This is a genomic window from Streptomyces sp. NPDC090994 (assembly GCF_044768905.1).
Taxonomy (GTDB): domain Bacteria; phylum Actinomycetota; class Actinomycetes; order Streptomycetales; family Streptomycetaceae; genus Streptomyces.
Genome location: NZ_JBIVWS010000003.1, coordinates 20,316 through 45,862 on the forward strand (window position 1 = coordinate 20,316; position 25,547 = coordinate 45,862).

Here is a 25,547-nt window from a genome sequence, read left to right on the forward strand (position 1 = left end):
CTGTCCCGCTCCCGGGGGGAGGCGGTCCGTTCCGGGTCGGGGGTGGTCCGTTCCGGGATGGGGGGCGGTTCGTCCGGGTCGGGGGTGGTCCGTTCCGGGATGGGGACGGTTCGTCCGGGTTGGGGTGGTCCGTTCCGGGATGGGGACGGCCCGTTCCGGGTCGGGGGTGGTCCGTTCCAGGATGGGGACGGCCCGTCCGGGTCGGGGGCGGGGCGGTCCGTTCTGGGTCGGGGTCGGGGAAGGGGACGGGGACGGCGACCCGGCCGTTCCCCCGGGAACGGCGGGCCGTCCCGCTCACCTCCCCGTGACCCCCGCCGCAGACGGGACCGCGCCGGCCGCGTCCCCCACCGGCAGCTCCGCCCGCACCTCGAACCCGCCCTGCCCCGTCACCCCGGCCGTCAGCGCCCCGCCCGCCGCGGCGAGGCGTTCGGCCAGACCGGTCAGGCCGGTGCCGGGAGTTCTTGGGGCGGCGGGGCCGCTCGGGGCACCGGCCGGGCTCATGCCCGGACCGACGGGGGCGCCGGAAACGCCGGTCAGGTCCGCCCCCGGACGGCCTGGGCGTGGGCCGCCCGGGCCCCCGGTGGCGTCGGTACGGCTCACCCCTGGGCCGCCGGCGGCGTCCGTACGGCCCACGCCCGGGCCACCCGGGCCACCACCACCCGGGCCACCCGGACCCGGACGGCCCGGACCCGGACGGCCCGGACCCGGACGGCCCGGACGACCGAGGCCGCCGGAGGCACCGGCCGGGCTCATGCCCGGACCGACGGGGGCGCCCGGGGCGCCGGTCAGGCCAGCCCCCGGACCGCCGGGGGCGTCGGGGGCGTCGGGGGCGTCGGTCCGCCCCGTCCCCGGCCCGTCGTCCGTGACGGTCAGCCGCACCCGCTCCGTACCACCGAGCACCGTGATCTCGCAGCGGCTCGCCCCGCTGTGCCGTACGACGTTCGTCACCGCCTCCCGCACCACCCACCCGAGCAGTGCCTCGGTCCCCGGCGGCAGCGGCGGGCCCGAGCGGCGCACCACCGGTTCCACGTCGGCGGCGCGCAGCGCGGAGCGGGCCCGGTCCAGCTCCGTACCGAGGCTGCCCTCGCGGTAGCCCGTCACCGCCTCCCGGATCTCGGTGAGCGCCTGCCGGCCCACCGCCTCGATGTCGGTCACCTGGGCGACGGCCGCCGCGGGGTCGCGGGCGGACAGCCGGCGGGCGGCCTCCGCCTTCACCACGATCACCGACAGGGTGTGGCCCAGCAGATCGTGCAGGTCGCGGGAGAAACGCAGCCGCTCCTCGGCCACCGCTCGCCGGGCCAGTTCCTCGCGGGCGGCCCGCAGTTCCCGTACCGCGTCGGACAGGCCCAGGATCGCCGCCGTCACCATCGTCGACAGCAGCGTGCCGTACGCGATGTTCAGGCCGTTCCAGCCGTCCCTGACGCCCGTGACCACACCCGCCAGGGTCGCCAGGGCCCAGCCCCACCGGACCGGCCGCCGGCCGCGCAGGGCCGCGCCCGCCGCCAGGCCCAGCAGCGGGAAGAACAGGGCCCAGGTGCCGCCGTAGGCGAGGGTCAGGGCGCAGGTCAGCAGGCCCATCAGGAGCAGGGCCGCCCGTGTCGAGGGCGCCCGGCGCCTGGCGGGGTCGAAGGAGCGGAACGTGACGTAGATGTACAGCGAGTTGAAGGCGAGCAGGCCCGCGCCGGCGAGGACGGGGTCGGACGTGTCGTCCTGGAAGATGTTGGCGAGCGAGCCCAGGCCCATCAGCAGCCAGGGGAGCAGGGCGAAGCCGGTGGGCGGCGGGCCCGGCGTCCCCTCCCGGCCGCGCGGCTCGCGCGCCAGGTCCCAGGCGTCCAGTCGGCAGGAGATCCCGCGCAGCGCTCGTGGCCGAGTCATGGTCCTTGTCTTCCCCTTCCGCCTCATGTCTCCGGCCCTGTCCGGTCTCCGGTCCGGTCCGGTGCAGTCCGGTCTCCGGTCCGGTCCGGCTCTGTCCTGCACGGCCCGATTCTGGTCGCGGGGCGGCAGGGCGCGGCAGAGACGCCCGTACGGCTTCCGGCGGGACGAATGTCCTGGTTCCCTCGGAGCAGCCAGTGCCCCGACCGCCGTCAGGAGAACCGTGCCCATCGACGCAGCCGTCGCCCTCGCCGCCGCGCCCCGTACCGGCGAGATCACCTGGGACCACAAGGACGTCCAGCTCTACCACCTCGGCATCGGCGCCGGTGTCCCCGCCACCGACCCCCGCGAACTGCGCTACGTCCTGGAGTCCCGGCTACACGTCCTGCCGAGCTTCGCCACCGTCGCCGGCGCGGGCGCGCCCGGTGTGATCGCCGGGCTGGACCGGCCCGGCGTCGACGTCGACCTGGCCCACGTCCTGCACGGCGGCCAGCGGGTCCGGACGGCGCGGCCCCTGCCGGTGCGCGGCACGGCGGTCGTGACCTCCCGGATCACCGCCGTGTACGACAAGGGCAAGGCGGCGGTACTGGTCCTGCGGACCGAGGCGGCGGACGCCGACGGGCCGCTGTGGACCGACGACGCCGAGATCTACGTACGGGGAGCGGGCGGGTGGGGCGGTGAGCGCGGGCCTTCGGGGCGGGCCGAGGTGCCCGGCGGGGAGCCCGACGCGGTCGTGCAGCGGCGGGTGCGGGAGGAGCAGGCGCTGCTCTACCGGCTCAGCGGCGACTGGAACCCGCTGCACGCCGATCCCGTCTTCGCGGCGCGCGCCGGGTTCGGGCGGCCGGTGCTGCACGGGCTGTGCACCTACGGCATGACACTCAAGGCGGTCGTCGACACGCTGCTCGACGGGGACGTGACCCGGGTGCGGGACTACCGGACGCGGTTCGCCGGGGTGGTGTACCCGGGGGAGACGCTGCGGGTGCGGATGTGGCGGGAGCGCGCGGGGACGGGCGCGGGCACGGTGGTGCGGGTGGCGGTGGACGCCGCGGGGCGCGGGGAGGCGACCGCCCCGGTGCTGACCGGAGCGGTCACCGTCACCGATGCCGCCACCGATGCCGTCACCGGCGGCATCCGCATCCCGTGACGTCCCGTGACACGCGACGGCCCCGCCCGTCATGGTGACCGGGCGGGGCCTCGCGTGTACGCCGTGTCAGGCGGCGGCCGTCCCGCTCTCCTCGGCCGGCTTGCGATGACGGCCCTGCGGGGTCGTCTCGCCGTCCTGTGCGGAGACCGGACCGCGGTGCCGGCCGTGGCCGGAGTCGGTCGTCGTCCGAACGTCGGCACCGTCGGCCCGCATCGGCTGGTTCGTGCTGGCGTCGTTCATCGGAAGGAATTCACCCCGTCAACATGATCTTTCTAACAGCCGAAGGAGTGTATCCGGGACGCCTCGGGGCGAATCCAGACGGCCGCGCCAACCGGCACTACTTTGTTACAAGCCGCGCCAGCGGTGCCTCCTGGAGCGGAACCGGACGGGACGGGGCGCCCGCCGCCGGGAGTTCCGGGTCCGGCTCGGGTTCCGGGTCCGTACCTCCCGGCACGGCCAGCGCGGCTACGGCGCAGGGCCGTTCCGCCGTGGTGTACGGCAGCCGGAGCAGCCCGTCGGCGGACCACCAGCCCGCGCCCGCCAGCCAGCCGCGCGGCGCCGGCAACTGGTGCAGCTGCCGCCGGTCGGGCCGCCACATCCCGACCCAGCTGCCCGTCGGGCCGTCCACCCGCAGCGCCACCGCGCACCGCTCCGGCGTCAGCATCTGGCCGGGCTGGACCGCGAACGGCGTCAGGGCGCGGTCCGGCAGCCGCAGGCACCGCGGGAACCGCACCGGCAGCGTGCTGCCCAGCACCCCCCAGCCCAGCCGGGCCCGCCCGGGGGAGGGCGCGTCGGAGCGGATCAGCAGCAGCCCGCTGTCCGGGTCGGCCAGCAGCAGCCGGTCGTCGCTGCCGGCGGCGATCTGGAGCAGGGGCGAGACCTCACCGCCCCGCTCCAGGTCCACGACGACCGTCTTGACGACCGGCCCGGCGGGCCCGGCCTCCTCCCGGTCGAGCGCGAGTATCCGGGCCGTACGGTCCAGCCACACCCCGCCCGAGCAGCGGCCCGGCACCTCGGCCAGGTGCTCGGGGCCGAAGGCGCCGCCGGCCACCAGCCACACGGACGCCGACCGCGGGCCGACCTCCAGGGCGTACGCCGTCTCGCCGTCCGGCGCCGGGGGCAGCAGCCGCAGCCGGGTCCCGTCGTCCGGGCACTCCACGCCGCCCAGCGGCAGCTCACCGGTGCCGGGCCCCTGGGTCGGGTACAGCAGCGTGAACACGTGCCGCCCGCCCGCCCGGCGGTGGATCAGCACCCGTCCGTCGCCCATCGGCTGCACCTCGGTGCCCGGCTCCTCCGGCCGGCTGCCGGGCAGCGGCACCGCGTACGGCTCGGGACCGTCCAGCGTCCAGCGCTCCGGGTAACGGCCCCCGTCACGGCCGGCCAGCCGGGCCGCGTACGCCGCGTCCACGGTGAGGGAACAGCCCGCCCGCGGTGTCCCGTCGCTTCCCTGGTCCGCCGAAGGCTCGATAGCACAGGCTGTCATCGTTCGGTCACCTCCGGCGACGAAGCTAGTTTCGTACGCACGGACGTGGTCCCGACGACCGTCCGCTTCACACAAACGGATGGAAGCGAAACGGTTAACCTGAGGATCGAGCGGCGGATGTGCTGGTCCGGGGCGGGCCGCGGGCGGGCCGGGAACGGGGCGGCGGTGGCGGTACTGCGCCGCGAAACAGGCAGGTAGCCTTGGGTCCGTGCCCCGTCTGTCAGAAGTCATCGCCGCGCTGGAGAACCTGTGGCCCGCCGAGCGGGCCGAGTCCTGGGACGCGGTCGGCACCGTCACGGGGGAGCCCGGCCAGGAGGTCCAGCGGGTCCTGTTCGCCGTCGATCCCGTCCAGGAGATCGTCGACGAGGCGGTGGACCTCGGCGCCGACCTGCTGGTCACCCACCACCCCCTGTACCTGCGGGGCACGACCACGGTCGCCGCCTCCACCTTCAAGGGCCGCGTGGTGCACACGCTCATCAAGCACGACATCGCGCTGCACGTCGCCCACACCAACGCCGACACCGCCGACCCGGGCGTCTCGGACGCGCTGGCCGGTGCCCTGGACCTGCGGGTCACGGGGCCGCTGGTGCCGGACGCCACCGACCCCGCCGGGCGGCGCGGACTCGGCCGGATCTGCGCCCTGGACCACCCGCTGACCGTCCGCGAGCTGGCCGCCCGAGCCGCCGCCCGGCTGCCCGCCACCGCGCAGGGCATCCGCGTCGCCGGCGCCCCCGAGGCCCTGGTCCGCACGGTCGCCGTCAGCGGCGGCTCCGGCGACAGCCTCTTCGAGCACGTACGGGCGGCCGGTGTCGACGCCTTCCTCACCGCGGACCTGCGCCACCACCCGGCGTCCGAGGCCGTGGCGCACAGCCCCCTCGCGCTGCTGGACGCCGCGCACTGGGCCACCGAGTGGCCCTGGTGCGAACTGGCCGCGAGCCAGCTCGACGAGATCTCCGACCGGCACGGATGGGACCTGCGCGTCCACGTCTCGAAGACGGTCACCGACCCCTGGACCAGCCACTCCCCTTCACCTGGAGCCCCCAACTGAACGCCGCGCCCGCCGACCAGATCCGACTCCTCGACGTCCAGGCCCTCGACGTCCGCCTCCAGCAGCTCGCGCACAAGCGCCGGTCGCTGCCCGAGCACGCCGAGCTGGAGTCGCTGAGCAAGGACGCCACCCAGCTGCGCGACCTGCTCGTCGCCGCGCAGACCGAGGAGAGCGACTGCGCCCGCGAGCAGACCAAGGCCGAGCAGGACGTGGACCAGGTGCGCCAGCGCGCCGCCCGCGACCAGCAGCGCCTGGACTCCGGTGCCGTCACCTCCCCGAAGGACCTGGAGAACCTCCAGCGCGAGATCGCCTCCCTCGCCAAGCGCCAGGGCGACCTGGAGGACGTGGTCCTGGAGGTGATGGAGCGCCGCGAGTCCGCCCAGCAGCGGGTCGCCGAGCTGACCGAGCGGGTCGCCTCCGTGCAGGCGAAGATCGACGACGCGACCGGCCGCCGGGACGCCGCCTTCGAGGAGATCGACCGCGAGGCCGCCTCGGTGACCAAGGAGCGCGAGGTCGTCGCCGGTTCCGTCCCCGCCGACCTGCTCAAGCTCTACGACAAGCTCCGCGAGCAGCAGGGCGGCATCGGCGCGGCCAAGCTCTACCAGCGCACCTGCCAGGGCTGCCGCCAGGAGCTGGCGATCACCGACATCAACGAGATCCGCGCGGCGGCCCCCGACACGGTGGTGCGGTGCGAGAACTGCCGTCGCATTCTCGTGCGTACGTCCGACTCGGGACTGTAGGTCTGCTGAGGGTGGTGGCTGTGCGGGAGTTCGTCGTCGAGGCCGACGGCGGGTCGCGGGGCAACCCGGGTCCCGCCGGGTACGGCGCGGTGGTGCGGGACGCGGCCACGGGGGAGACCCTGGTGGAGGCCGCCGAGTACCTGGGCGTCGCCACCAACAACGTCGCCGAGTACCGGGGCCTGCTGGCCGGCCTGCGCGCCGCGCACGGGCTGGACCCGCGGGCCACGGTGCGCGTCCGGATGGACTCCAAGCTCGTCGTCGAGCAGATGTCGGGCCGCTGGAAGATCAAGCACCCCGCCATGAAGCCGCTCGCCACCGAGGCGCGGTCCGTCTTCCCGCCGGACCGGGTGACGTACGAGTGGATCCCGCGCGCCGACAACAAGCACGCCGACCGGCTGGCCAACGAGGCGATGGACGCGGGGGCGCGGGGCAAGCGGTGGTCGCCGTCGGCGTCGACGGCGGAACTGGACAGTGACGGAGGCGGTGGCGGCGGCGGTGACGGCGGGACGGCCGCCGAGGCGGGCGGAGACGGAGGAACGGCCGCAGTCGCGGGCGGTCTCGGTGGCACGGCCGCAGTCGCGGGCGGTGTCGCTGGCACGGCCGCCGATGTGGGTGCCGCGCGGACCGTCGCCACCCCCGGCTGGGGACCCCCCGACATGGGCGCCCCCGCCACCTTCGTCCTCCTGCGCCACGGCGAGACCCCCCTCACCCCGCAGAAGCGTTTCTCGGGCAGCGGCGGCAGCGACCCCTCCCTCTCGGACACCGGCCGCGAGCAGGTGGAGAAGGCTGCCGCCGCCCTCGCCCGGCGCGGCACTGTCCAGGCGGTTGTCACCTCCCCGCTGGCCCGCACCCGGCAGACCGCCGAGATCGTCGCCGCCCGCCTGGGCCTCGACGTGAGCGTGGAGGAGGGCCTGCGCGAGACCGACTTCGGGGCCTGGGAGGGTCTCACCTTCGCCGAGGTCCGCGAACGCTGGCCCGACGACCTGAACGCCTGGCTCACCTCCCCGGACGCCGAGCCCACCGGCGGCGGCGAGTCCTTCGCGGCGACCGGTGCCCGGATCGCCGCCACCCGCGACAAACTGGTCGCGGCGCACGCGGGCCGCACGGTTCTCCTGGTCTCCCACGTGACGCCGATCAAGACGTTCGTCCAACTCGCCCTGGGCGCCCCCACCGAGTCCCTGTTCCGCATGGAACTGTCGGCGGCCTCCCTGTCGGCGGTGGCCTACTACGCCGACGGCGGCGCCAGCGTCCGGCTCTTCAACGAGACGTCACACCTGCGCTGAGCCGAGCCCCGCCGCCTCCCGCGCCAGCGCCTCGACCCGCCCCCAGTCCCGCCCGGCGACCGCGTCCTTCGGGAGCATCCAACTCCCGCCCACGCACCCGACGTTGGGCAGGGCGAGGTACTCGGGTGCGGAGGCCGGGGTGATTCCGCCCGTCGGGCAGAACCGCGCCTGCGGCAGCGGGGCGGAGAGCGCCTTGAGGTAGGCGGTGCCGCCCGCCGCCTCGGCCGGGAAGAACTTCATCTCCCGCACCCCGCGCTCCAGCAGCGCCACCACCTCCGACGTGGTCGACACCCCCGGCAGGAACGGCACGCCCGACGCCCGCATGGCCTCCAGCAGCGCCTCCGTCCACCCCGGGCTGACCAGGAACCGCGCCCCGGCCGCCACGACCTCGTTGACCTGCGCGGGTGTGAGGACCGTCCCGGCGCCGACCACCGCGTCCGGCACCTCGGCCGCGATGGCCTCGATCGCACCGACCGCGGCCGGCGTCCGCAGCGTGACCTCGATCGCCGGCAGCCCCCCGGCGACCAGCGCCCGCGCCAGCGGTACGGCGTCGGCGGCGTCGTCGACGACCACGACGGGGACGACGGGCGCGAGGTCGAGTACGGAAGCGGAGGGCACGGTCGCGGTCGCGGGAGAAGTCATGCCCTCATCTTCACCAGGGCACGCAGCTGACGCAACGAACGTTGCACATACTGCAACACCCGCTCTCAGTGAACCTCATCCACCAGCACATCCAGCGCCCACGGCCGCCCCGCCCGCGCCGGCGCCTCGGCCTCCACCACGTACCCGAGATCCCGCAACGCCTCCACCAGCTCGGCGGGCCCCTCGGGCACGCCCCCGTCCGCCAGCAGGCTCCGCACCATCCGCCCCTTGGTCGCCTTGTTGAAGTGGCTGACCACCTTGCGGGTGGGCGCGTGCAGCACCCGTACCGTCGCCGTCCGCTCCGCGACCTCGCCCTTCGGCTTCCAGGCCGCCGCGTACGCCGCCGACCGCAGGTCCAGCACCAGCCCGTCCCCGGCCGCCTCGGGCAGCACCTCGGCCATCGGAGCACGCCAGTGCCCGGCCAGCGCCCCGAGCCCCGGCAGCTTCACCCCCATCGAGCACCGGTAGGAGGGAATCCGGTCGCCGACCCCGACCGCGCCCCACAACCCCGAGAAGACCAGCAGTTCCCGCCCGGCCCGCCGCTGCGCGGCCTGGTCGAGGGAGCCCAGGTCCAGGGCGTCGTACAGCACCCCGGTGTAGATCTCCCCGGCGGGCCGCGCCCCGGCCGTCCGCAGCGCGGCGTTCTTGCCGACCTCGCCCCGCAGCCCCTCGCTCAGCCCGAGCACCTCCCGGGCCTTCTCCTCGTCCGCCGCGCACAGCTCGACCAGCTCGTCGAGCACGGCCGCCCGTGCCTCGGCGAGCCCCGGCAACGACAGCGACTCCGGCTTCAGCGGGGCACCCCGCCCGGACGGCGCCTTTCCCTCGGACGGCGGCAGCAGGACAAGCACACGTACTCCTTCGATCTGGCTGTCGACCAGGGTACGGCCCGGTTGTGTGCCACGATCGAGGGAACGGTTCCCGATCCCGGCGACAGGTGATCTTCCGATGTCCCACTCTGGCGAGCGACCGAAGGAGGGGCGTGACATGACCGGCAGGGCCCACGAACCACTCACGCAGGCAGACGTCCTGCTGGAGGGGTTCCTCGCCCTCGACACCCCGGAAGGCTTCCGGGCCGAGCTGATCGAGGGGGAGATCGTTGTGACACCGCCGCCGGACGGGGATCACGAGGACTACATCGGGCTGATCGTCAGCCAGGTGATCAGGCAGTCCGCGACCGACATGCAATTCTCGGGCAACAAGGGCCTGAAACTGAGCAGCGGAGGCGCCTGCCCCAAGAACCACGTGCTTCCGGACGGCACCTTCGCCCCGACCCGGCTGCGGCTCTACCGGGGCGCCGCCTCCTGGATGCCCTGCGAGGGCGTCGCGATGGTCCTGGAGGTCACCTCCACCAAGCCCCAGGCCGACCGCGAAGCCAAACGCCGCTGCTACGCCCGCGGCGGCATCCCCCTCTACCTGCTCGTCGATCGAGAGACGTCCTCGGTCACGTTGTTCAGCGACCCGGAGGAGAACGACTACCGCGAGCACTGCACCCGCCCCCTGGGCAAGCCCCTCACCCTCCCCGCCCCCTTCGCCTTCGACCTGGACACCGCGGACTTCCTCTGACGCCCGGCCCGGTACCATGGTCGGCACGGCAGACGAGCCGGGCGGGCGGCCGCGTGGAGTCCCTCACGGGACTTCCCGAGGAACGTCCGGGCTCCACAGGGCAGGGTGATGGCTAACGGCCACCCGGGGTGACCCGCGGGACAGTGCCACAGAAAGCAGACCGCCCAGCGCTCAGGCGCTGGGTAAGGGTGAAACGGTGGTGTAAGAGACCACCAGTGCCCAGGGCGACCTGGGCAGCTAGGTAAACCCCACCCGGAGCAAGGTCAAGAAGGAAGCACCCCGGTGCTTCTGCGCGGATGACTGAGGGCGGCCCGCCCGAGTCCGCGGGTAGACCGCTGGAGGCCGGTGGCAACGCCGGTCCTAGATGGATGGCCGTCGCCGGACGGTCCGCGAGGACCCTCCGGAACAGAACCCGGCGTACAGCCCGACTCGTCTGCCGCTACCTGCGGCTTTGCCTTAGAAAGGGCCTCTGACCTGCGTCGGAGGCCCTTTCCGGTCTTTCGGGGGCTTGCCGCGTCAGGCGGCGGAAAGTCCCTCGGAAGTCCCTCGGAAGTCCCTCGGACAGCGCTGGAAGTCCCTGAAAAGTCCCTGGAGCAGAGGGGGGGACGACACGTCTGAGCGGGAACAGGCCGACGAGGTTTCGCGCCGTTGCTCGGCCCCGCAGGCTCACCTGCACCTGCACCTGCACATCACAGGAGCGGGTGTCGCGGCGTCGTTGCCTTGATTCTGCCTGCTGCACAAGGCGACGGCGTCCTGCGTCCAGGGCTTCAGGCTTGCCGGACGGCCCTCACGAGCAGTGTGTCCGCGCTGCGCGGCGTGTCGATCGTCGACAGCAACCGTTCGACGCTGATTCGGGTGAATGCGGACTCGTCCAGGGCCTTCATCCAGACGTTTTCCTGCAGGACCCAGCGGCGCAACGTGGCCGTTTCCCCGTCCGGGGCCTTCGCCGGGATGTCGGCGGGAACGACGTCGGCCTCCGCCGGCGTGCCGCCCAGGTAGTGGGCGAGGGTGGAGAAGGCCAGCAGGCCGCCCGGTCGCAGCGCGGTGGCTGCGGCCGGGAGCAGTTCGTAGGGGTCGGTGAAGTCGACCGCGCCGAAGACGCTGTACAGCACGTCGTAGGTGCCGGCCTCTGCCCGCAGGTGCTTCACGACGTCGGATCGGATGATGCGCAGGTGGGGGGAGAGGTGGCCGTACAGGTCGGTGGCCATGGCGTGCTGGGCGGGTGAGGCGTCTACGGCGTCGACTCGGGCGGGGGTGTGATGGGTGGCGAGGTGAGCGGCGTGCCGGGCCGCTCCGGCGCCGAGGTCTCCCACGACTTTGCCGGTGAGGTCGCCCAGGACCTCGGAGCCGGGGCCGCCGTCCTGGCTCCAGATCCAGTGGAAGGCGTCGGGTACGGCGCGGTCGCGTTCGGCGCGGGTGCGGCCGAAGTGGTGCCAGAGGTCGGTGGTGGTCGTCACCCGCGTCATCCTGGCGGGTGCGGCCCGTGGCCGGGCGGGCTTCGCGGAACTTCACCCGCACGCGAGCCGGGCCCCGCTGAGGGTCGGCGTGGGGCCCGGCCCGTCGCTCCCGTCAGTGCGAGTCGTTGCCGGGGTGGCAGGGGCCGCACGTCGCGGCGTCCGCCCACAGTGGCAGGTCGACCTCCCAGCCGTCGGCCGCGATGATGTGCGCGGTCCTCATCACGGAGCCGTCGTCCTTCATCTCGACGTGGGGCACGTGGTGGAGAAAGGCGCCGGCGTTGAAGCGGTCGCACAGCTCGGCGTACGCCACGGTGTCCAGGATGATCGTGTGGACGCCGATGTCGACGAGCTTGCTGGGCGCCAGCACCGACTTCTGGCCGCGGTGGTGCATGGCGGTCAGCAGGTAGGCGTAGCCCTGTCCGAGGACCCGGGCTGCCATGACCGAGTCGTACGGGTAGTCGCGCACGAGGAGCCGGACCTGCTTGTCCCACAGGCCGGCCGGCACGACCTCCCGCGCCGATCGGACCGGGCCGGTCGTCGGGTCGGTGGCCGGGGGGAGTACGACAGCCGTTGCCATGATGCCTCCGATGGACGGTGCCCCGCAGCTTTGGGGCTCTGCCATCCACAACACCGCCCCCAGACGCGGGGAGGTGGTCAACTAACCACCCCTGCAGGGGGTTTGCATGCCCTGCAAGCGGTCTCGACGGCGTTGTGGACCTCCCCGTACCGTGGAAGCCCCGGTCGTGCGGCGTGGGAGGGGGACCTGTGCCAGGTGACCCGTGGAACACCGCCGAGGCTCGCGAGTTCATCGAGCAGCGGCGTCCCGGCGCACTCATCCGGCTCGGCCGCGAACACCACAACTGGACCCTCGCCACTCTCGGTGACCGGCTCGGCTGCTCGCCGGCCACTGTTTCCCGGCTGGAGCGCCGCGCCAGGGTGGTCGACCTGACCCTGGTGCACCGCGCCGCGCTGGAAGTCGGCGTCCCGCGACACATCCTGGTGCATTCACTGGCGCCACCCGCCCCGAACGTGTCGGCCGCCACTAGAGTGACGGCCAGTTCGCACGTCGAGGAGGACCCGATGCGCCGCCGCACGCTGTTCGCCGCCACGGCGGTCGCCGGACCGGCCACCCTGCTGATGGGCCTGGACGAGGCCCTGGCCGACACGCCCGCCCCGACCGGCGCCGGGGCACTGGACACCCGGCTGGCCACCGCCCGCGAGCTGTACGACAAGGGCGCGCACGGCCCCCTGCTCGCCGCCCTGCCCGGCCTCATCGGCGACGGGCATGCCGCCGCGGCCTCACGCCGGGACCTGGATCAGGCCCGCCTGTCCTCCGTCTACAGCCTGGCCGCTTCCGTGCTGAGCAAGATCGGCTCCTACCATCAGGCCAGGCTCGCCGCGGATCGTGCCCGTACCTGGGCCGAGGTATCCGGCTCGCCCCTCGCCTCCGCAGCCGCCGCCCGCGAACTGGCGATCGTGCTGCGCCACCAGGACCGCACCACCGCACCGCCGAAGCCCAGCGCCTGATGACGGCAGCCGCCTCCGGCGTCGAAGCGACCGGCCTGCGCACCGACGCGGCGGCATCGGCGTACGCGCAGATGCTGTGCACCCTCGCCTACACCGCCGCCCGCGGCGGACACCGCGCGCAGGCCCTGGCGATGACCGAGGAAGCCCGCCGCGCAGCCCGCCGACTGCCGTCGAGCGCACCGGCCGGCCGCTTGTTCCCCATCACCCCGGCCGCTGTCGACCTGTACGCCGTCGGCGTGCACTGGGCCCTCGGGGATGCGGGAGCCGCTCTGGAAGCCGGGAAGGACCTGCGGCCCGAGCAGTTCCCGACTGCCGAGCGCAAGGCGCGGCTGGGCACCGACATGGCTCGGGCCTGGTGGGCATGGCAGCGCCCGCAGCAGGCAGCCCAGGCGCTGCTGTCCGCGTACCGATCCAGTCCCGGAGAAGTCCGGGACCGGCCCGCCATCCGCAAGATCGTCACCGAACTGGCTGAGCAGCACCCGCGCGTCACCGGGGTACGGGAGTTGGAGTCAGCAGTACGGCGTCAAGCGGTATGAGCAAGACAACGCCAAGGTTCGCACGTACGCTCGTAACTCCTGGCTCGGCGACCAGTGCCGGGACGAGGTGCAGAGAACAAGACGCGGCGTGCTCCTCCCCGCACCATCCGGGAAGGGCCACGCCGCGCTCTGGAATGAAGCTGCTCAGCCAGCAGCATTTCGAGCTGAGGCCGCGAAGCTGATCGGCACAGTGCTCGTCTCGCCACTGCCCTAGAGGTATTCACTGGTGGTGAGGCCGTCCTGGGATTGCGTTGTCCGAGAGCATCAGCCCGACGAAAGGACTGGCAGCGCCAGTAATCCCCAGCTTGGGTGGCGCGGTGCTGTGGCGCATGCTCGTTCGGGGGAGATGCCGACTTCATGCCGTACGCGGTCGCGGACTGTGCGTAGCGTGGAACAAAAGTGACGCGTTGACGAGGTCGTACGGGAGGAGTCGCGGCGTGGACGACGAGGTTCAGCAGCCGGAGTACGAGTTCGGGACGGGCATCCTGTGCGTGTTCGGGCGGCAGTTGAAGTTGTTCCGGGAGCGGGCCGGGATGGACCGGGCGAGGCTGGGTTCCCTGACCGGGTACTCGGCCTCGACGATCGCCTCGTTCGAGCAGGGGAGACGTATCCCGCCGCCGAAGTTCATCGACCGGGCCGACGAGGTGCTGGAAGCGTGCGGGGTGCTGAAGGCGAGTAAAGAGGAGGTGGCTCGGGCTCAGTATCCGGCGTTCTTCCGGGATGCGGCCAAGTTGGAGGCCGAGGCGGTCGAGCTGCATGTGTATGCCAACCAAGCGGTGCCCGGTCTCTTGCAGACCGAGGAGTATGCGCGGGCGGTGTTCACCAACTGGCGGCCTTTGCTGCACGAGGACGTAGTCGAGCAGAGGGTGGCAGCACGTCTGGCCCGGCAGGAGATCTTCGGCCGCACGCAGTTGCCCACCCTCAGCTTCGTCGTCGAGGAAGTGGTTCTACGGAGGCCGTTGGGTGGGTGGAACGTCATGCGAGGGCAGTTGGAGCAGATCTTGCTCCAGGGCCAGCGGCGTAACGTCGAGTTCCAGGTGCTGCCGACCGAGCGGGACGAGCACGCTGGACTGGCTGGTCCCTTCACCTTGATCGAGACCAAGGAAGGGCGGAGGATCGCGTACGTGGAGGCGCAGCAGGACAGTCGCCTTTACACAGCGCGGAAGCAAGTCCGAGAGATCGAGGAGCAGTACGGACTCCTTCGAGCCCAAGCGCTCACTCCGCGCGAGTCGCTGGCCTTCGTCGAGAAGTTGCTTGGAGAGAGATGAACGTCGAACAGCCCGTATCTGAGTCGACCTGGATCAAAAGCAGTTACAGCAGTGGAGCGGGCGGCGAATGCATAGAGGTCGCCCCCCACCCCGGCAGGGTCCACGTCCGCGACTCCAAGGACACCACCCGCGCCGCACTCACCGTGCACCCCACGGCATGGACCGCGTTCGTCGGGTTCGCGGCCCTCTGACAGGGGCAGGGCCCTCGGCGGAGTGTGCTTGCCGGGGGCCCGTGCAGCGGGGAGCACTGTAGGTTGCTGCCATGAAGCAGGGTGCAGAGATCGAGAACCCCGAGTCGCGTTTCTTCACGCTGTTGCTGGCGGCAGCGAAGCTTCCGGGTGTGCGCATCGACAGGGAGACGTACCTCCGCAGTGCGCTGGCGCGCCACTGCTCGGAGGACGACATCCGCAGGGCGGTGGAGGAGACTCCCGCTGCGGCGGGCATCCGTGCCGAGGTCCTCGACAAGGCGGCCAACGACTCCATCCGCTACGAGACCGCCAAAGTCAGCGCTCTCTCCGCCGCCGCCGGGATACCCGGCATCCTCGCCCTCCCCGCCACAGTGCCGGCCGACACGGCACAGTACGTCGGTCACATGCTGCGTATCTCGCAGAAGCTCGCCTACCTGTACAGCTGGCCCGATCTGTTCTCCGGCGAGGGCGATGACGTCGATGACGCGACCAAGGCCGTGCTCACTCTGTTCTTCGGCGTGATGTTCGGCACCAAGTCGGCGAACGTCGCGGTGGGGAAAGTTGCGGGGATGATGGCGGAGCAGGTCGCCAAGAAGCTGCCCCAGAAGGCACTCACTCACGGGGTCGTCTACCCCCTGGTGAAGAAAGTCGCGGGCTACCTCGGTGTCAAGATGACGACGCAGTCCTTCGCGACGACCGTTTCGAAAGCCATCCCTCTCGTAGGAGCCGCCGTCTCCGGCAGCCTCACTTTCGCGACCTATCTGCCGATGGCCAAGAGGCTCAAGAAGCACCTCGCCGGCCTGCCCCTCGCGGAACCCTCACACCGGGTGGCTGACGGGGATGTGCTCGACGGTGAAGTCGTGGAAGAACACGAGTCCTTCTCTCACCCCACGGCCGGCGAGTTGGAGAAGCCGCAGTCTTGACACCGCGAACGCCGCTGCGGTGGTGATCACCGTGGACCGTGAGGACCAGTCTGAGCACCGGACACCGGCGGCGAAGTCAGAGGGATGAACTACGAGTTCGTTTCCCGGATCAGTGACCGATCGGTGTGGCGCTTGGCTCCATCCGTGTTTCGCGGAACGCGGCTTCGCGTGGTGGAAGCCGATGCCACTGGTGTAGATCCGGCCGAGATCCGCGTGGCGGGTGGGGCGGTCCGGGCGCGAGCCGGTGCGGCCTGCTGGAGATGTTGCCCGCGGCCGAGGTGGTCACCGAGGGGAACGGTGCACTGCTCCTGCTCGACGCCACCCCGCCCGGCGGCCGGCTGTCCCGGCGGTACGCGCTTCCGTGGGCGGGCAGGTCGTCACAGGTAGCGGCGAATGGGCTGGACGGCGTATTCGCGGGTGCGTTGCAGGAGGTTGCGTCTCCTCCAGCGGCCGGGCCGCATCAGTCGGCTCGCCGCCGTGTCGGCGTCGAAGTGGGCGTCGAGGGTCGCGGTGAACTCCTCGTCCAGGACGGCGAGCATGACTTCCTCGTCGTGGGCGAGGGAGCGCCGGTTGAAGTTGGTGGAGCCGACGAGAGCCGCCGTGCGGTCCACGGTGATGACCTTGGTGTGCAGCATCGTCGGCTGGTACTGGTACACCTTCGCCCCGCAGGCGAGCAGGTCCTCGTAGAAGTGCTGTCCGGCCAGCTGGCAGACCCGCTTGTCGGTGTGCGGGCCGGGCAGCAGGATCTCCACCTCGACGCCGCGCCGTGCGGCGGCGCACAGCAGCTCGACGAAGTAGGCGTCCGGGGAGAAGTAGGCGGTGGCGAGCCGGAACCGCTCCTCGGCCGACTCGATCATCACCCGGATCAGGGTCTGCATGTCCTGCCAGCCGAAACTGGCCGAACCGCGTACCACCTGCACCACCGCGTCGCCCTGCGGGCGGTGGCCGGTGAACCGGTCCCGGTCGTCGAAGAGCTCGTCGTGGCACTCGGCCCAGTTCTGCGCGAACGCCGCCGCGATGCCGTCCACGGCCGGCCCGCGGACCCGCACATGGGTGTCCCGCCACTCACCCGGACCGCGGGCGTCGCCGCACCACTCCTCGGCGATGCCCACGCCGCCGGTGAAGGCGGTCTGCTCGTCCACGACCAGCACCTTGCGGTGGCAGCGGTGATTCTGCTTGAGCGGTGACAGGTACAGCGGCTTGCGGAACCAGGCCACCTGCACGCCCGACCGGCCCATCTCCGCCAGCAGATCCTTGTCGATCAGCCGGCTGCCGAAGCCGTCCAGGAGCAGCCGCACCCTGACCCCGTCCCGGGCCCGTTCCGCCAGTGCGTGCGCGAACTCGCGGGCTATGGCGCCCTTCCAGTACACGAAGGTCATCATGTCCACCGTGTGCTCGGCGGACCGGACGGCGTCGAGCATGGCGGGGAAGATCTCGTCGCCGTTGCGCAGGGCGAGCAGCGCGTTCCCTTCGGTGGCCGCGATGCCGATCAGACGCTCCAGCCGGCGCCGTATCCGCACCGCCCGCTCGCCGAGGGCCCCGCCGCCTCGCGTGCCGTCCGCGGTGGCCGGTGTCTGCTCGGTGCTGGTCATTCTTCGCCTTCCGGGCCGGGAGAGGTCAGTCGTCGGCGGCGGCGACCAGCTCGCGCACGTTCTCGACGCCGCCGCAGCCGGATTCCAGATACCGCGCGCGTGCCTTCAGGAACTTCTGTCCCAGTGCGGCGCGGCGGTCCTCGGCGACGTTCTCCCGGGCATCGTTGAGGAGGGTGCGTTCCTCCTCGTCCGCGTGGTGGTTGACCGCCGTGACCAGTTCTTCGAGCTTTTCGTCCCATGCGTCGGAGGCGGTGTCCTCCACCTCCAGCAGGGCCAGCAGCGCCTCATTGGCTTCGTGGTGTTCGTGCACGCTGTGGTCGACGTCCTCGCCGTCGACGTTCTTGTACCGCCGCAGCGCCGGATAGACCTCGTCCTCCTCGGCCGAGGCGTGTGCGATGAGCAGATCCGCGAACTCCTTCAGGGCGGCGGCACGGTCCGCTTCGGCGTTCCGCAGGACGCGGAAGAGGTCCTCCATGCGGCGGTGGTCCCGCAGGATGAGTTCGACGACATCGGTGGACGACACGGGGACTCCCTGACGTGCGTGTGACGGTGATACGACCTCGCGGATACCCGGGTTTCCGCGAACGAGACGTACTGGCTGGTGAGCGCGGGTCAGTGGGACCCGGTCGTGGGGGCCGACGGACAGAAGCAGACCGTGACGGCCTTGCCGTGGGGGCAGGGGCGCGCTTCCCAGCCGTCGGCGAGGGCATCGACGAGGAACATGCCGCGCCCGCCGAGACGGTCGCGGCTGGGCTCGCGCGGTGTGGGCAGGGCGGCGTCGTCGTCGTGCACGGTGATGTGCAGGCACCGGCCGTCCCAGGTCATCACGAGGCGGGCCGTGGAGTGGGCGTGGAGGTGGGCGTTGGTGACGAGTTCGGAGACGGTCAGCAGCACGTCGTCCACCGTCTGTGCGCGGCTGTGCGTCCAACCGAGGCCCTCCAGGTGCTCGCGCGCCCAGTCGCGTGCCGCCTTCGGCCCGGTGCTCATCGGGAGGGAGCGTGCCCAGCCCACCGCCCGCACTGACGATTCGTCCACTGTGGCTCCTCTCTTCTGTCCGGGGTCAGAACGGCATGCGGCCACGGGCCCGCCGGCCCGCCGAACCGCTGCGGCCGACCGCCCTGGAACTGCTGCGGAAGGGCTTGCTGAGCGCGCGGCCGAGGACGCCCGGCGCCTTGCCGCCGGTCCGTGACCCGACGCCGAGCGTGCGCTGGGTGCCGCGCTGCGGGTGGTGGGACAGGCGCGGCAGGAGGAAGGCGAGAACGGCGAGTACGACACACACGGCGACTATGCCGACGATCATCATGGCGGAACTCCTTCGCTCTGAGACGTGACTTCCGCGTGCCCGGGGGAGGCGGAGCCATGCCGTGGAACGGGGGAGTGCCGGAGGCCGGGGGGGCGAAGGCCGCTTTTCCGTGCGCTGGTGAGGAGGGCTGCGACCAGCGGCGTCACCACGGCGTGCGCTGTCGGGGTCAGGCGGGCTGGCCGATGGGGCGGATGGTCAGGGTGTTGAGGTCGACGCCCGCCGGCTGGTCGAGGGCGAAGCAGACGGCCTCGGCGATGGGCTGGGGAGACAGGGCGAAGGGGGGAACGCTGACGCCGTTCCAGAACGGTGTGTCGATCATGCCGGGGTTGACGACCGTGACACCGACGCCGCGGGTCGTGGCGAGCAGGCGGAGGTTCTCGGCGAGTCCGGTGGTGGCCCACTTGGTGGCCGAGTAGAGGTTGCCGGGGGAGTTCTTCAGCCCGGCGACGCTGCCGATCAGCACCAGCCGTCCGCCCTTGGCCTCCAGGTGGGGGAGGGCGGCGTGGGCCAGCAGGGCGGGGCCGAGGACGTTGGTGAGGACCATCGGCGCCCACGACGTCGGGTCGCCGGCCCCGATGGAGCCGCCGGACATGAAGCCGGCGTTGGCCACCGCCGCGTCGAGGGCACCGAAGTGCTCCACGGTGCGGGTCACGGCGGATTCGGTGGCCTGCCAGTCGGCCGCGTCCGCGACCAGGCCCAGCAGCCGGTCGGGGCGGCCGGTCTCGTCGAGGAAGGTCTTCAGTCTGCTCTCGTCGCGGCCGGTGACCGCCACGCGGTGGCCGCGGTCGAGGAGCAACCGCGCGGTGTGCGCGCCGATACCGCTGGTCGCGCCGGTGATCAGTACGGTCTTGCTGGACATGGTCGGGCTCCTGAGGCGTGGATGGGGGGCGGCGGCCCGTGCTGAGCGCCGCTCGAGCAGTTCGCCGACCTCATGGAACCGGCGCCCTCGGAGGGGGACAAGGTCGTGTCCATGGGGGGTATGAACACGACCCCTCTCCCGGCGGATCCCCTGGGTAGCCTGGACGGATGGAACTTCCGCCCGAGAGCCGCACCGCTGATCGTGTCGACAACCGCTCGGACATCCGCGGCTTCCTGACGAGCCGGCGCGCCAAGCTCTCCCCGGAGCGGGTCGGACTGCCCACCAGCCGACGCCGGCGGGTTCCCGGACTGCGGCGCGAGGAGGTCGCGGCCCTCGCCGGCGTGAGCACCGAGTGGTACACGCGCCTGGAGAAGGGCCACATCGGCGGCGTCTCCGAGGACGTACTGGAAGCGGTCGCGCGGGCGTTGCTCCTCGACGAGGACGAGCGCACCTACCTGCTCGACCTCGCCAGAGCGGCCCGCCCCGCCCGCCGCGCCGCACACCGCCGCAGGGACGTCAGGATTCCGCCGTCCGTCCAGTGGATGGTGGACTCCATGACCATGGCCCCCGCCTTCGTACGCACCGGCCGGCTGGACATCGTCGCGAGCAACGCGCTGTGCAGGGCCCTGTATGCGCCGATGTTCGACAGCGACACCACCCGCGAGCGGGGCTGCCCCAACTTCCCCCGCTACTTCTTCCTCGACCCCGGCTCCCGCGATTTCTTCGTCGACTGGGAGGAGGGCGCGCGGGCCACGGTCGCGGTGCTCCGCGCCGAAGCCGGACGTGCACCTCATGACCGGGCCCTGCGCGAGCTGGTCGGTGAACTGTCCACGCTCAGCCCCGACTTCCGCACCATGTGGGCCAGTCACGACGTACGGATCCGCCACGAAGGCGTCAAAAGGCTGGACCATCCCGAGGTCGGCCGCCTGGAGATGACCTTCCGCTCCCTGGACCTGCCCCTGCCGCAACGGGCCGTGCACGACCTGATCATCTACACGGCCGAGCCGGGCACCCCCTGGGAGGACCGCCTCACACTGCTCGCCAGTTGGACAGCACCGCAGACCCCACCCACGGAACCGGTCCGCCCGCTCCGCTGACCTCACGCCCCGTGCGGCTCAGCCGAACAGCGCCTCCAGATCCAGTTTCTCCCCCTCCTGCCCGAACAGTCCGTCCGCCTCGCTCAACCGGGCCAGCTTCTCCAGGGACGCCATGTCCACCTCCGCCGGCCAGGCCGGCAGGATGAGGTTCTCCCTGGCCTCCGCGCTGATCTTCGTGTACTCCGTGAGGACCTGGCGGGCCTCGTCCGGGTGGGCCGCCGCGTAGCGCAGGGATTCGGTCATCGCCTCGCTGAAGTCCTTCACCAGCTCCGGGTTCTCCTGCTGGAGCTTCGTGGACGTGAAGTACGTCGCCACGGTCAGGGCCGGATCGGTCTCCGCGAAGGGGGACGCGATCACGCGGGCGCCCTGGGCCTTGGCGATGGTCTGAGCCGGTTCGCCCATCCACGCCGCGTCCACCCGCCCGTCGGCCAGCGCGGCCGGCATCTGGTCGAAGGGGATCTCGGCGAACTCCACCTCCGACGGGTCGCCGCCGTCCGCGCGCACCGCCTCCCGCACCGTGGTGTCCCCGATGTTGTGCAGGGCGTTGACCGCGACGGTGCGGCCGGCCAGGTCCTTCGCCGACTTGACCGGGCTGTCCTTGGCGACCCCCACACAGGTGACGTCCGCGCCCACCGTGCCGTTGGAGGCCGCGCCGTTGGCCACCGACGTCACCGGTACGCCCTTGACCTGGGCGATCATCAGCGACGTCGTGTTGCTGAAGCCGAACTGGAACTGCCCGATCAGCACACTCGGCACGATCGCCGCGCCGCCCTGGGCCGCCACCGCCTCCACCTCGATGCCGCGGTCGCCGAAGAACCCCTTCTTCCGCCCCAGATAGAGCGGGGCCACGTCGACGATCGGGATGATGCCGACCTTCACCCGGGTCGTCCCGCCGTCGGCGGAGGACGCCGGACCGTCCGGTCCCGAGTCCGGCGAACCGCACCCCGCCGAACCGGCCAGGGTGATCACTGCTGCGGCAAGTCCGAGAACGCGCCTGATCATGGACCCTCCTCACGGTGGCACTGCGGATGGTGCGGACGGCGTGAGTGGTGCACTTCTTCGGCGACAGCAATCTATAGAGGCGGCCCCGCGCTGTCAGTACTCCGCGCACCGGACCGTAAACGACGTGCGTCCGTTCGACGTCCTGGGTTACGTTGTCCCTGTTCGAAGGGGGGCCCACGTGGCGAAGCTGAACCAGATCATCGCCGTCGAGAAGGGCGTCAAGAGCAAGTCGCTCCAGGACGTCACCGCCGCGCACCAGAAGGTGCTCAAGCCCGCGCTGCTCGCCGGGATCTCGCGTACGTACCAGCCGAAGGACGAGGAGGGCGAGCAGCTGCCGCCCGAGTCCACGCGGGTGCAGGTGCAGGCGGAGGACGTGCTGCGGGAGACGGCCGCGTCGCTGACCCGGCTGTTCGACGTGACCGCGACCAAGGACTGGGCCAACTGCACGGCGCGCGCCGACGTCACGGTCGACGGGCGGACGATCGTCGCGGACGTCCCGGTCAGCTATCTGCTCTTCCTGGAGAAGCAGCTCAGCGACCTGCACGCCTTCGTCAAGAAGCTGCCCACCCTCGACGCCGCCGAGTCCTGGGCCCTCGACCCGTCCACCGACTGGTGGAAGACCGAGCCGGTGCGCACCATCCGTACCAAGAAGGTGCCCCGCAACCACGTCAAGGCGGAGGCCACCGAGAAGCACCCGGCGCAGGTCGAGGTGTACTACGAGGACGTGCCGATCGGGTACTGGACGACCGTGAAGTTCTCGGGCGCGCTTCCCGCGCGGCGGGTCAACGAGCTGGCCGAGCGGATCGAGAAGCTCCAGCAGGCGGTGAAGTTCGCCCGTGAGGAGGCCAACGGCGCCGAGGTCACCGACCAGCGGGTCGGAGACGCGGTGTTCGGCTACCTCTTCGGGTGAGACCGCCCGCCCCTCGTCTCCCCCGCGTGCGAGCGCGGGGGTGCGCAAGCTGAAACTGAACGTTCAGCCTGAAGTGGCGTGTGGCCGTACCGGGCCCGCGCCGTCAATCTCAGACTCTCGCTCCAGTCTCAGCATCGCCGCCGATCGCCGGGTCGACGGAGCCGGACGAACGCCGTCGGATGGGAGTTCGAATCTCTCCTGCACCGCTTCCTGGTGCGGTAGTTCAAAGGAAGAACACGACGGCCTGACGACTGATCCGGTCTCCGCACTGAAACCGGCGTGCGCATCAGGTGGCAGCCCCAGGGGCCCGGGAGCAGGCTACGCTCCCGGGTCCCGCCACGTTCCCCCGCGGATCAGCGGGCGCCGTGCGGCCGCGCGGCCACCCGTTCCAGATGGCCTGCGAAGACCTGCCGGGCCTCCGGCGTCAAGGTGCGCAGCGCCACCAGGGCCGTGATGGCCACGTCGCACAGCTCCGCCTCGACGTCGTCCCAGGTGTGGGTGACGCCCTTGCGCGGGTTCTGGCCGGTCACGCCGATCACCGCCTCGGCGACCTCGCCGACCTCCTCGGAGAGTTTCAGCAGGCGCAGCAGCAGGCCCTCCCGGCCGGCTCGCTCGGGCCGGCCGGTCTCCAGCCGGTGCCACAGGTCGTCGATGACGGAGAAGAGGTCGGTGCGCTCGTCGGTCATGCGGAGCAGCCTGCCAGGTCACCTCAGTCGAACAACGGTTCCTGTTCGCCCTCCGCCGCCCGCCGCATCCGCCGGTTGCGCCCGCCGACCACCACCGCCGTCGCCGCGGCCGTCACCGCGAAGGCCACCGGCACCATCCAGTTCCGGTTCACGGCGTGCCCGAGGGCGGCGTCGACGGAGAGGCGGCCGGGGCCGGTGACCGCGAGACCGGTCGCCGTCAGGCCCAGCGAGGCGGCGTACTCGTAGCCGCCGCCCTGGGCGAAGAAGCCGTGCGGGGCGTGCACCGCCGCCGCGCCCGCCATCGCGCCGGCCGCCGCAGCGCCGGCCGCCGGGGTGGCCAGGCCCATCGCCAGCAGCAGCCCGCCGCCCGCCTCCGCCAGCCCCGCCATCGTCGCGCTCCGCTTCCCCGGGACGTAGCCCATGGCCTCCATGGCCTGGCCGGTCCCCTCGATGCCGCCGCCCCCGAACCAGCCGAGCAGCTTCTGCGCGCCGTGCGCGGCCAGCACCCCGCCGGTCCCCAGCCGGAGCAGCAGCAGGCCGACGTCGCGCCGGTCGTAACAGCAGGTCATGGTGGACTCCTTCGTCGAGCGGCAGCGCCGCCCCCGGGTCTCATGCTCACCCGGGTCTCTCGCTCCCCGGGTCTCCTGCTCCCCGGGTCTCCTGCTCCCCCCGGTGGGGTCTCATGCTCCCCCCCCCCCCCCCCCGGGGCTCCTGTTTCCACCGTCGCACCCCACGTGCCCGGCGGGCCCGCCCCCGGGCGCCGTTCGGGTGGCGGGGGGCCACGGGCGGTGTGAGGCTGGCGGCCATGACGATCCAGACGACCCGACTGAGCGACCCGGCCGTCCGTGCCTTCGTCGCCGCGGTGAACGCCCATGACCGCGAGGCCTTCCTCGCGCTGCTCGCGCCCGACGCCACGATGTCCGACGACGGGGCCGACCGGGACCTCGACGACTGGATCGACCGGGAGATCTTCTCCTCCCACGGTCGTCTGGAGGTCGACAACGAGTCCCGGGGCGGCCGGGCCCTCGTCGCCCGCCACCGCAACGACACCTGGGGCGAGATGCGCACCCGGTGGACGTTCACCGTGGACGACGACGGGAAGATCACCCGCTTCGAGACCGGGCAGGCGTAACGGCGCGCGGCGCGGGCGGGGGTTGCCTTCGGGTGCGCTTCAACTCCTAGCGTCCCGCCCATGGAGAAGATCCACGGAAACAGCGACAGGGTGCTCGGCTTCGGGTGCTGGGCGATCGCCGGGGAGTGGTGGGACACCGCCGGGCAGCCGCTCGGCTGGGGGAAGACCGACGACGAGGAGTCCGTACGGGCGATCCACCGCGCCCTCGACCTCGGCGTCACCTTCTTCGACACGGCGGACGTCTACGGTGCCGGGCACAGCGAACGGCTGCTGGGCCGCGCCCTCGGCCGGCGCCGCGCGGACGTGACCGTCGCCACCAAGTGGGGGAACCTCTTCGACGAGCGGACCCGCACCCTTACCGGCGCCGACCCCACACCCGAGTACGCCCGCCGCGCGCTGACCGCGTCCCTCGCCCGGCTCGGCACCGACCACGTCGACCTCTACCAGCTCCACCTCGGCGACGTCGAACCCCGCCGGGCCGCCGAACTGCGCGACGCCTGCGAGGAGTTCGTCGAGGAAGGGCTCGTGCGGGCGTACGGCTGGTCCACCGACGACCCGCGGCGGGCCGCCGTCTTCGCGGCCGGGGCGCACTGCACGGCCGTGCAGTACCGGGCCAACGTGCTCCAGGACGCCCCCGAGATGCACGCCCTGTGCGAGACGGCGGACCTCGCGGGGATCATCCGCAGCCCCCTGGCCATGGGGCTGCTCACCGGCAGGCACGGGAACGGCCGGGCCCTGGAGGCGGGGGACATCCGCAGCGCCCCGCCCGCCTGGCTGCCGGGGTTCGGCGACGGCGGCGGCGCCGAACCCGAGTGGCTGGCCCGGGTCGAGGCGCTCCGCGAGGTGCTCACCAGCGACGGCCGTACGCTCACCCAGGGCGCCCTGGCCTGGCTGTGGGCCCGCGGCCCGCGCACCGTCCCCATCCCCGGGTTCCGGTCGGTCGCGCAGGCCGAGGAGAACGCGGGCGCGATGGCCAAGGGGCCGCTGGGCGAGGCGGAGACGGCCGAGGTCGAGCGGATCCTGGGGCGCTGACGCCCGGAAGCCGGGGACATGTGGCAGCCGTTCCGCGTACCGGCGTACACCTCGCGCGAGCCTGCGCGGGGTCCACCCCCTGCCGGTACCGCGGAACGGCTGCTCCCCCCTCGGGATGGTCCGTCGGCGCCACATGCCCACCGGCGCTCCAATTGTGGAGCTTCGGTGAAGGAGAGTTGAGCATAAGGCGGTTACGGGCCGCAATGCTGCGGACTTCAAGACTCCGCTTGTGTAGATCCGCTAGGCCGTCCCGGCCATCA

At 72.3% G+C, this 25,547-nt stretch carries 26 protein-coding genes, 1 other RNA gene and 2 pseudogenes; 14 read left to right on the top strand and 15 right to left on the bottom strand.

Going from position 1 to position 25,547, the window contains the following annotated elements; translation table 11 throughout:
- Positions 1-738: 738 nt before the first annotated feature.
- Positions 739-1,875: pseudogene (locus ACIQR3_RS07475) on the bottom strand (sensor histidine kinase); the annotation flags it as partial.
- Between the two features lie 220 nt (positions 1,876-2,095).
- Here ACIQR3_RS07475 and ACIQR3_RS07480 point away from each other — a divergent pair.
- Positions 2,096-3,016, top strand: a complete 921-nt coding sequence (locus ACIQR3_RS07480) for a MaoC/PaaZ C-terminal domain-containing protein (RefSeq protein WP_403535521.1) — start codon at positions 2,096-2,098, stop codon at positions 3,014-3,016.
- 66 nt (positions 3,017-3,082) lie between these two features.
- On the opposite strand, the gene ACIQR3_RS07485 is transcribed toward ACIQR3_RS07480, so the two are convergent.
- Together ACIQR3_RS07485 and ACIQR3_RS07490 are read right to left on the bottom strand one after the other, a co-directional pair.
- Positions 3,083-3,256 (bottom strand): hypothetical protein, encoded by a 174-nt coding sequence (locus tag ACIQR3_RS07485; protein WP_403535524.1) that lies wholly within the window; start codon positions 3,254-3,256, stop codon positions 3,083-3,085.
- Between the two features lie 97 nt (positions 3,257-3,353).
- Entirely contained in the window at positions 3,354-4,499 is a 1,146-nt protein-coding gene (locus tag ACIQR3_RS07490; RefSeq protein ID WP_403535527.1) for a hypothetical protein, read from the bottom strand.
- A gap of 208 nt (positions 4,500-4,707) precedes the next feature.
- On the opposite strand from ACIQR3_RS07490, the gene ACIQR3_RS07495 reads away from it, so the two are divergent.
- The 3 genes from ACIQR3_RS07495 to ACIQR3_RS07505 are packed head-to-tail and all read left to right on the top strand — an operon-like array spanning position 4,708 to position 7,570.
- The gene (locus ACIQR3_RS07495) at positions 4,708-5,547 is read left to right on the top strand and encodes a Nif3-like dinuclear metal center hexameric protein (RefSeq protein ID WP_403535530.1); all 840 of its coding nucleotides are present in this window, start codon (positions 4,708-4,710) and stop codon (positions 5,545-5,547) included.
- Complete coding sequence (locus ACIQR3_RS07500) at positions 5,544-6,287, top strand: zinc ribbon domain-containing protein (protein ID WP_403536756.1); 744 nt, start codon at positions 5,544-5,546, stop codon at positions 6,285-6,287. Before ACIQR3_RS07495 ends, ACIQR3_RS07500 begins: the two co-directional genes overlap by 4 nt.
- A 20-nt stretch (positions 6,288-6,307) precedes the next feature.
- Positions 6,308-7,570, top strand: a complete 1,263-nt coding sequence (locus ACIQR3_RS07505; protein ID WP_403536758.1) for a bifunctional RNase H/acid phosphatase — start codon at positions 6,308-6,310, stop codon at positions 7,568-7,570.
- Here ACIQR3_RS07505 and eda read toward each other — a convergent pair.
- Complete coding sequence (eda, locus tag ACIQR3_RS07510; RefSeq protein WP_403535532.1) at positions 7,556-8,212, bottom strand: bifunctional 4-hydroxy-2-oxoglutarate aldolase/2-dehydro-3-deoxy-phosphogluconate aldolase; 657 nt, start codon at positions 8,210-8,212, stop codon at positions 7,556-7,558. The genes ACIQR3_RS07505 and eda overlap by 15 nt on opposite strands.
- A gap of 65 nt (positions 8,213-8,277) precedes the next feature.
- Positions 8,278-9,060 carry a peroxide stress protein YaaA gene (gene yaaA, locus ACIQR3_RS07515; protein ID WP_403535535.1) on the bottom strand — a complete coding sequence of 261 codons (783 nt, stop codon included), beginning with the start codon at positions 9,058-9,060 and terminating at the stop codon, positions 8,278-8,280.
- Between the two features lie 136 nt (positions 9,061-9,196).
- Between yaaA and ACIQR3_RS07520 the strand changes: the two genes are divergently transcribed.
- Both ACIQR3_RS07520 and rnpB read left to right on the top strand, forming a co-directional pair.
- The gene (locus ACIQR3_RS07520) at positions 9,197-9,775 is read left to right on the top strand and encodes a Uma2 family endonuclease (RefSeq protein ID WP_403535538.1); all 579 of its coding nucleotides are present in this window, start codon (positions 9,197-9,199) and stop codon (positions 9,773-9,775) included.
- A 33-nt stretch (positions 9,776-9,808) separates the two neighbouring features.
- An RNA gene (gene rnpB / locus ACIQR3_RS07525) (RNase P RNA component class A) lies at positions 9,809-10,211 on the top strand.
- A gap of 331 nt (positions 10,212-10,542) precedes the next feature.
- On the opposite strand, the gene ACIQR3_RS07530 is transcribed toward rnpB, so the two are convergent.
- Positions 10,543-11,241 (bottom strand): class I SAM-dependent methyltransferase, encoded by a 699-nt coding sequence (locus ACIQR3_RS07530; protein WP_403535541.1) that lies wholly within the window; start codon positions 11,239-11,241, stop codon positions 10,543-10,545.
- A 103-nt stretch (positions 11,242-11,344) separates the two neighbouring features.
- On the bottom strand, positions 11,345-11,809 hold the full coding sequence (locus tag ACIQR3_RS07535) for a glycine-rich domain-containing protein (RefSeq protein WP_403535544.1): 465 nt from the start codon (positions 11,807-11,809) through the stop codon (positions 11,345-11,347).
- 188 nt (positions 11,810-11,997) lie between these two features.
- Here ACIQR3_RS07535 and ACIQR3_RS07540 point away from each other — a divergent pair.
- The 4 genes and pseudogenes from ACIQR3_RS07540 (at position 11,998) to ACIQR3_RS07555 (ending at position 15,674) form a co-directional block, all read left to right on the top strand.
- Positions 11,998-13,295 (top strand): annotated as a pseudogene (locus ACIQR3_RS07540) (helix-turn-helix domain-containing protein).
- Positions 13,296-13,732: 437 nt separating this feature from the next.
- Positions 13,733-14,563 carry a helix-turn-helix domain-containing protein gene (locus tag ACIQR3_RS07545; protein WP_403535547.1) on the top strand — a complete coding sequence of 277 codons (831 nt, stop codon included), beginning with the start codon at positions 13,733-13,735 and terminating at the stop codon, positions 14,561-14,563.
- Positions 14,560-14,754: a DUF397 domain-containing protein gene (locus tag ACIQR3_RS07550; RefSeq protein ID WP_403535550.1), complete on the top strand. Its 195-nt coding sequence runs from the start codon at positions 14,560-14,562 to the stop codon at positions 14,752-14,754. Before ACIQR3_RS07545 ends, ACIQR3_RS07550 begins: the two co-directional genes overlap by 4 nt.
- Positions 14,755-14,825: 71 nt before the next feature.
- On the top strand, positions 14,826-15,674 hold the full coding sequence (locus tag ACIQR3_RS07555; protein WP_403535553.1) for a hypothetical protein: 849 nt from the start codon (positions 14,826-14,828) through the stop codon (positions 15,672-15,674).
- A gap of 377 nt (positions 15,675-16,051) precedes the next feature.
- Here the strand turns inward: ACIQR3_RS07555 and ACIQR3_RS07560 are convergent, their stop codons facing one another.
- The 5 genes from ACIQR3_RS07560 to ACIQR3_RS07580 form a co-directional block, all read right to left on the bottom strand.
- The gene (locus ACIQR3_RS07560) at positions 16,052-17,266 is read right to left on the bottom strand and encodes a phosphatidylserine/phosphatidylglycerophosphate/cardiolipin synthase family protein (protein ID WP_403535555.1); all 1,215 of its coding nucleotides are present in this window, start codon (positions 17,264-17,266) and stop codon (positions 16,052-16,054) included.
- Positions 17,267-17,291: 25 nt separating this feature from the next.
- Positions 17,292-17,789: a hemerythrin domain-containing protein gene (locus ACIQR3_RS07565; RefSeq protein WP_403535558.1), complete on the bottom strand. Its 498-nt coding sequence runs from the start codon at positions 17,787-17,789 to the stop codon at positions 17,292-17,294.
- Positions 17,790-17,878: 89 nt separating this feature from the next.
- The gene (locus ACIQR3_RS07570) at positions 17,879-18,301 is read right to left on the bottom strand and encodes an ATP-binding protein (protein ID WP_403535561.1); all 423 of its coding nucleotides are present in this window, start codon (positions 18,299-18,301) and stop codon (positions 17,879-17,881) included.
- A 25-nt stretch (positions 18,302-18,326) separates the two neighbouring features.
- The gene (locus ACIQR3_RS07575; RefSeq protein WP_403535564.1) at positions 18,327-18,569 is read right to left on the bottom strand and encodes a DUF6411 family protein; all 243 of its coding nucleotides are present in this window, start codon (positions 18,567-18,569) and stop codon (positions 18,327-18,329) included.
- A gap of 166 nt (positions 18,570-18,735) precedes the next feature.
- The gene (locus ACIQR3_RS07580) at positions 18,736-19,428 is read right to left on the bottom strand and encodes an SDR family oxidoreductase (RefSeq protein ID WP_403535567.1); all 693 of its coding nucleotides are present in this window, start codon (positions 19,426-19,428) and stop codon (positions 18,736-18,738) included.
- Positions 19,429-19,595: 167 nt separating this feature from the next.
- Between ACIQR3_RS07580 and ACIQR3_RS07585 the strand changes: the two genes are divergently transcribed.
- A complete protein-coding gene (locus tag ACIQR3_RS07585) occupies positions 19,596-20,525 on the top strand; it encodes a helix-turn-helix transcriptional regulator (RefSeq protein WP_403535569.1) in 930 nt (309 codons plus the stop codon).
- Between the two features lie 18 nt (positions 20,526-20,543).
- Here the strand turns inward: ACIQR3_RS07585 and ACIQR3_RS07590 are convergent, their stop codons facing one another.
- Entirely contained in the window at positions 20,544-21,527 is a 984-nt protein-coding gene (locus tag ACIQR3_RS07590) for an ABC transporter substrate-binding protein (protein ID WP_403535572.1), read from the bottom strand.
- A gap of 178 nt (positions 21,528-21,705) precedes the next feature.
- Between ACIQR3_RS07590 and ACIQR3_RS07595 the strand changes: the two genes are divergently transcribed.
- On the top strand, positions 21,706-22,437 hold the full coding sequence (locus ACIQR3_RS07595) for a hypothetical protein (RefSeq protein WP_215168735.1): 732 nt from the start codon (positions 21,706-21,708) through the stop codon (positions 22,435-22,437).
- A gap of 353 nt (positions 22,438-22,790) precedes the next feature.
- Here ACIQR3_RS07595 and ACIQR3_RS07600 read toward each other — a convergent pair whose 3' ends face one another.
- On the bottom strand, positions 22,791-23,123 hold the full coding sequence (locus tag ACIQR3_RS07600; RefSeq protein ID WP_403535575.1) for a MazG-like family protein: 333 nt from the start codon (positions 23,121-23,123) through the stop codon (positions 22,791-22,793).
- A 23-nt stretch (positions 23,124-23,146) separates the two neighbouring features.
- A complete protein-coding gene (locus ACIQR3_RS07605) occupies positions 23,147-23,692 on the bottom strand; it encodes a DoxX family protein (protein WP_403535578.1) in 546 nt (181 codons plus the stop codon).
- A 236-nt stretch (positions 23,693-23,928) separates the two neighbouring features.
- Between ACIQR3_RS07605 and ACIQR3_RS07610 the strand changes: the two genes are divergently transcribed.
- Together ACIQR3_RS07610 and ACIQR3_RS07615 are read left to right on the top strand one after the other, a co-directional pair.
- Positions 23,929-24,255, top strand: coding sequence for a nuclear transport factor 2 family protein (locus ACIQR3_RS07610; RefSeq protein ID WP_403535581.1), 327 nt, complete (start codon positions 23,929-23,931; stop codon positions 24,253-24,255).
- Between the two features lie 60 nt (positions 24,256-24,315).
- Positions 24,316-25,287: an aldo/keto reductase gene (locus tag ACIQR3_RS07615; RefSeq protein ID WP_403535584.1), complete on the top strand. Its 972-nt coding sequence runs from the start codon at positions 24,316-24,318 to the stop codon at positions 25,285-25,287.
- The last annotated feature ends 260 nt before the right edge of the window (positions 25,288-25,547 follow it).

Excerpts from the sequence above, each read along its gene's own strand:
- ACIQR3_RS07575 (WP_403535564.1), bottom strand. The coding sequence starts at position 18,569 with ATGATGATCGTCGGCATAGTCGCCGTGTGTGTCGTACTCGCCGTTCTC.
- ACIQR3_RS07610 (WP_403535581.1), top strand. The coding sequence starts at position 23,929 with ATGACGATCCAGACGACCCGACTGAGCGACCCGGCCGTCCGTGCCTTC.
- ACIQR3_RS07580 (WP_403535567.1), bottom strand. The coding sequence starts at position 19,428 with ATGTCCAGCAAGACCGTACTGATCACCGGCGCGACCAGCGGTATCGGC.
- ACIQR3_RS07490 (WP_403535527.1), bottom strand. The coding sequence starts at position 4,499 with ATGACAGCCTGTGCTATCGAGCCTTCGGCGGACCAGGGAAGCGACGGG.
- ACIQR3_RS07605 (WP_403535578.1), bottom strand. The coding sequence starts at position 23,692 with ATGACCTGCTGTTACGACCGGCGCGACGTCGGCCTGCTGCTGCTCCGG.
- ACIQR3_RS07535 (WP_403535544.1), bottom strand. The coding sequence starts at position 11,809 with ATGGCAACGGCTGTCGTACTCCCCCCGGCCACCGACCCGACGACCGGC.
- ACIQR3_RS07555 (WP_403535553.1), top strand. The coding sequence starts at position 14,826 with ATGAAGCAGGGTGCAGAGATCGAGAACCCCGAGTCGCGTTTCTTCACG.
- ACIQR3_RS07520 (WP_403535538.1), top strand. The coding sequence starts at position 9,197 with ATGACCGGCAGGGCCCACGAACCACTCACGCAGGCAGACGTCCTGCTG.
- ACIQR3_RS07485 (WP_403535524.1), bottom strand. The coding sequence starts at position 3,256 with ATGAACGACGCCAGCACGAACCAGCCGATGCGGGCCGACGGTGCCGAC.
- eda (WP_403535532.1), bottom strand. The coding sequence starts at position 8,212 with ATGACTTCTCCCGCGACCGCGACCGTGCCCTCCGCTTCCGTACTCGAC.
- ACIQR3_RS07585 (WP_403535569.1), top strand. The coding sequence starts at position 19,596 with ATGGAACTTCCGCCCGAGAGCCGCACCGCTGATCGTGTCGACAACCGC.
- ACIQR3_RS07600 (WP_403535575.1), bottom strand. The coding sequence starts at position 23,123 with ATGACCGACGAGCGCACCGACCTCTTCTCCGTCATCGACGACCTGTGG.
- ACIQR3_RS07590 (WP_403535572.1), bottom strand. The coding sequence starts at position 21,527 with ATGATCAGGCGCGTTCTCGGACTTGCCGCAGCAGTGATCACCCTGGCC.
- ACIQR3_RS07615 (WP_403535584.1), top strand. The coding sequence starts at position 24,316 with ATGGAGAAGATCCACGGAAACAGCGACAGGGTGCTCGGCTTCGGGTGC.
- ACIQR3_RS07550 (WP_403535550.1), top strand. The coding sequence starts at position 14,560 with ATGAACGTCGAACAGCCCGTATCTGAGTCGACCTGGATCAAAAGCAGT.
- ACIQR3_RS07560 (WP_403535555.1), bottom strand. The coding sequence starts at position 17,266 with ATGACCAGCACCGAGCAGACACCGGCCACCGCGGACGGCACGCGAGGC.
- ACIQR3_RS07530 (WP_403535541.1), bottom strand. The coding sequence starts at position 11,241 with ATGACGCGGGTGACGACCACCACCGACCTCTGGCACCACTTCGGCCGC.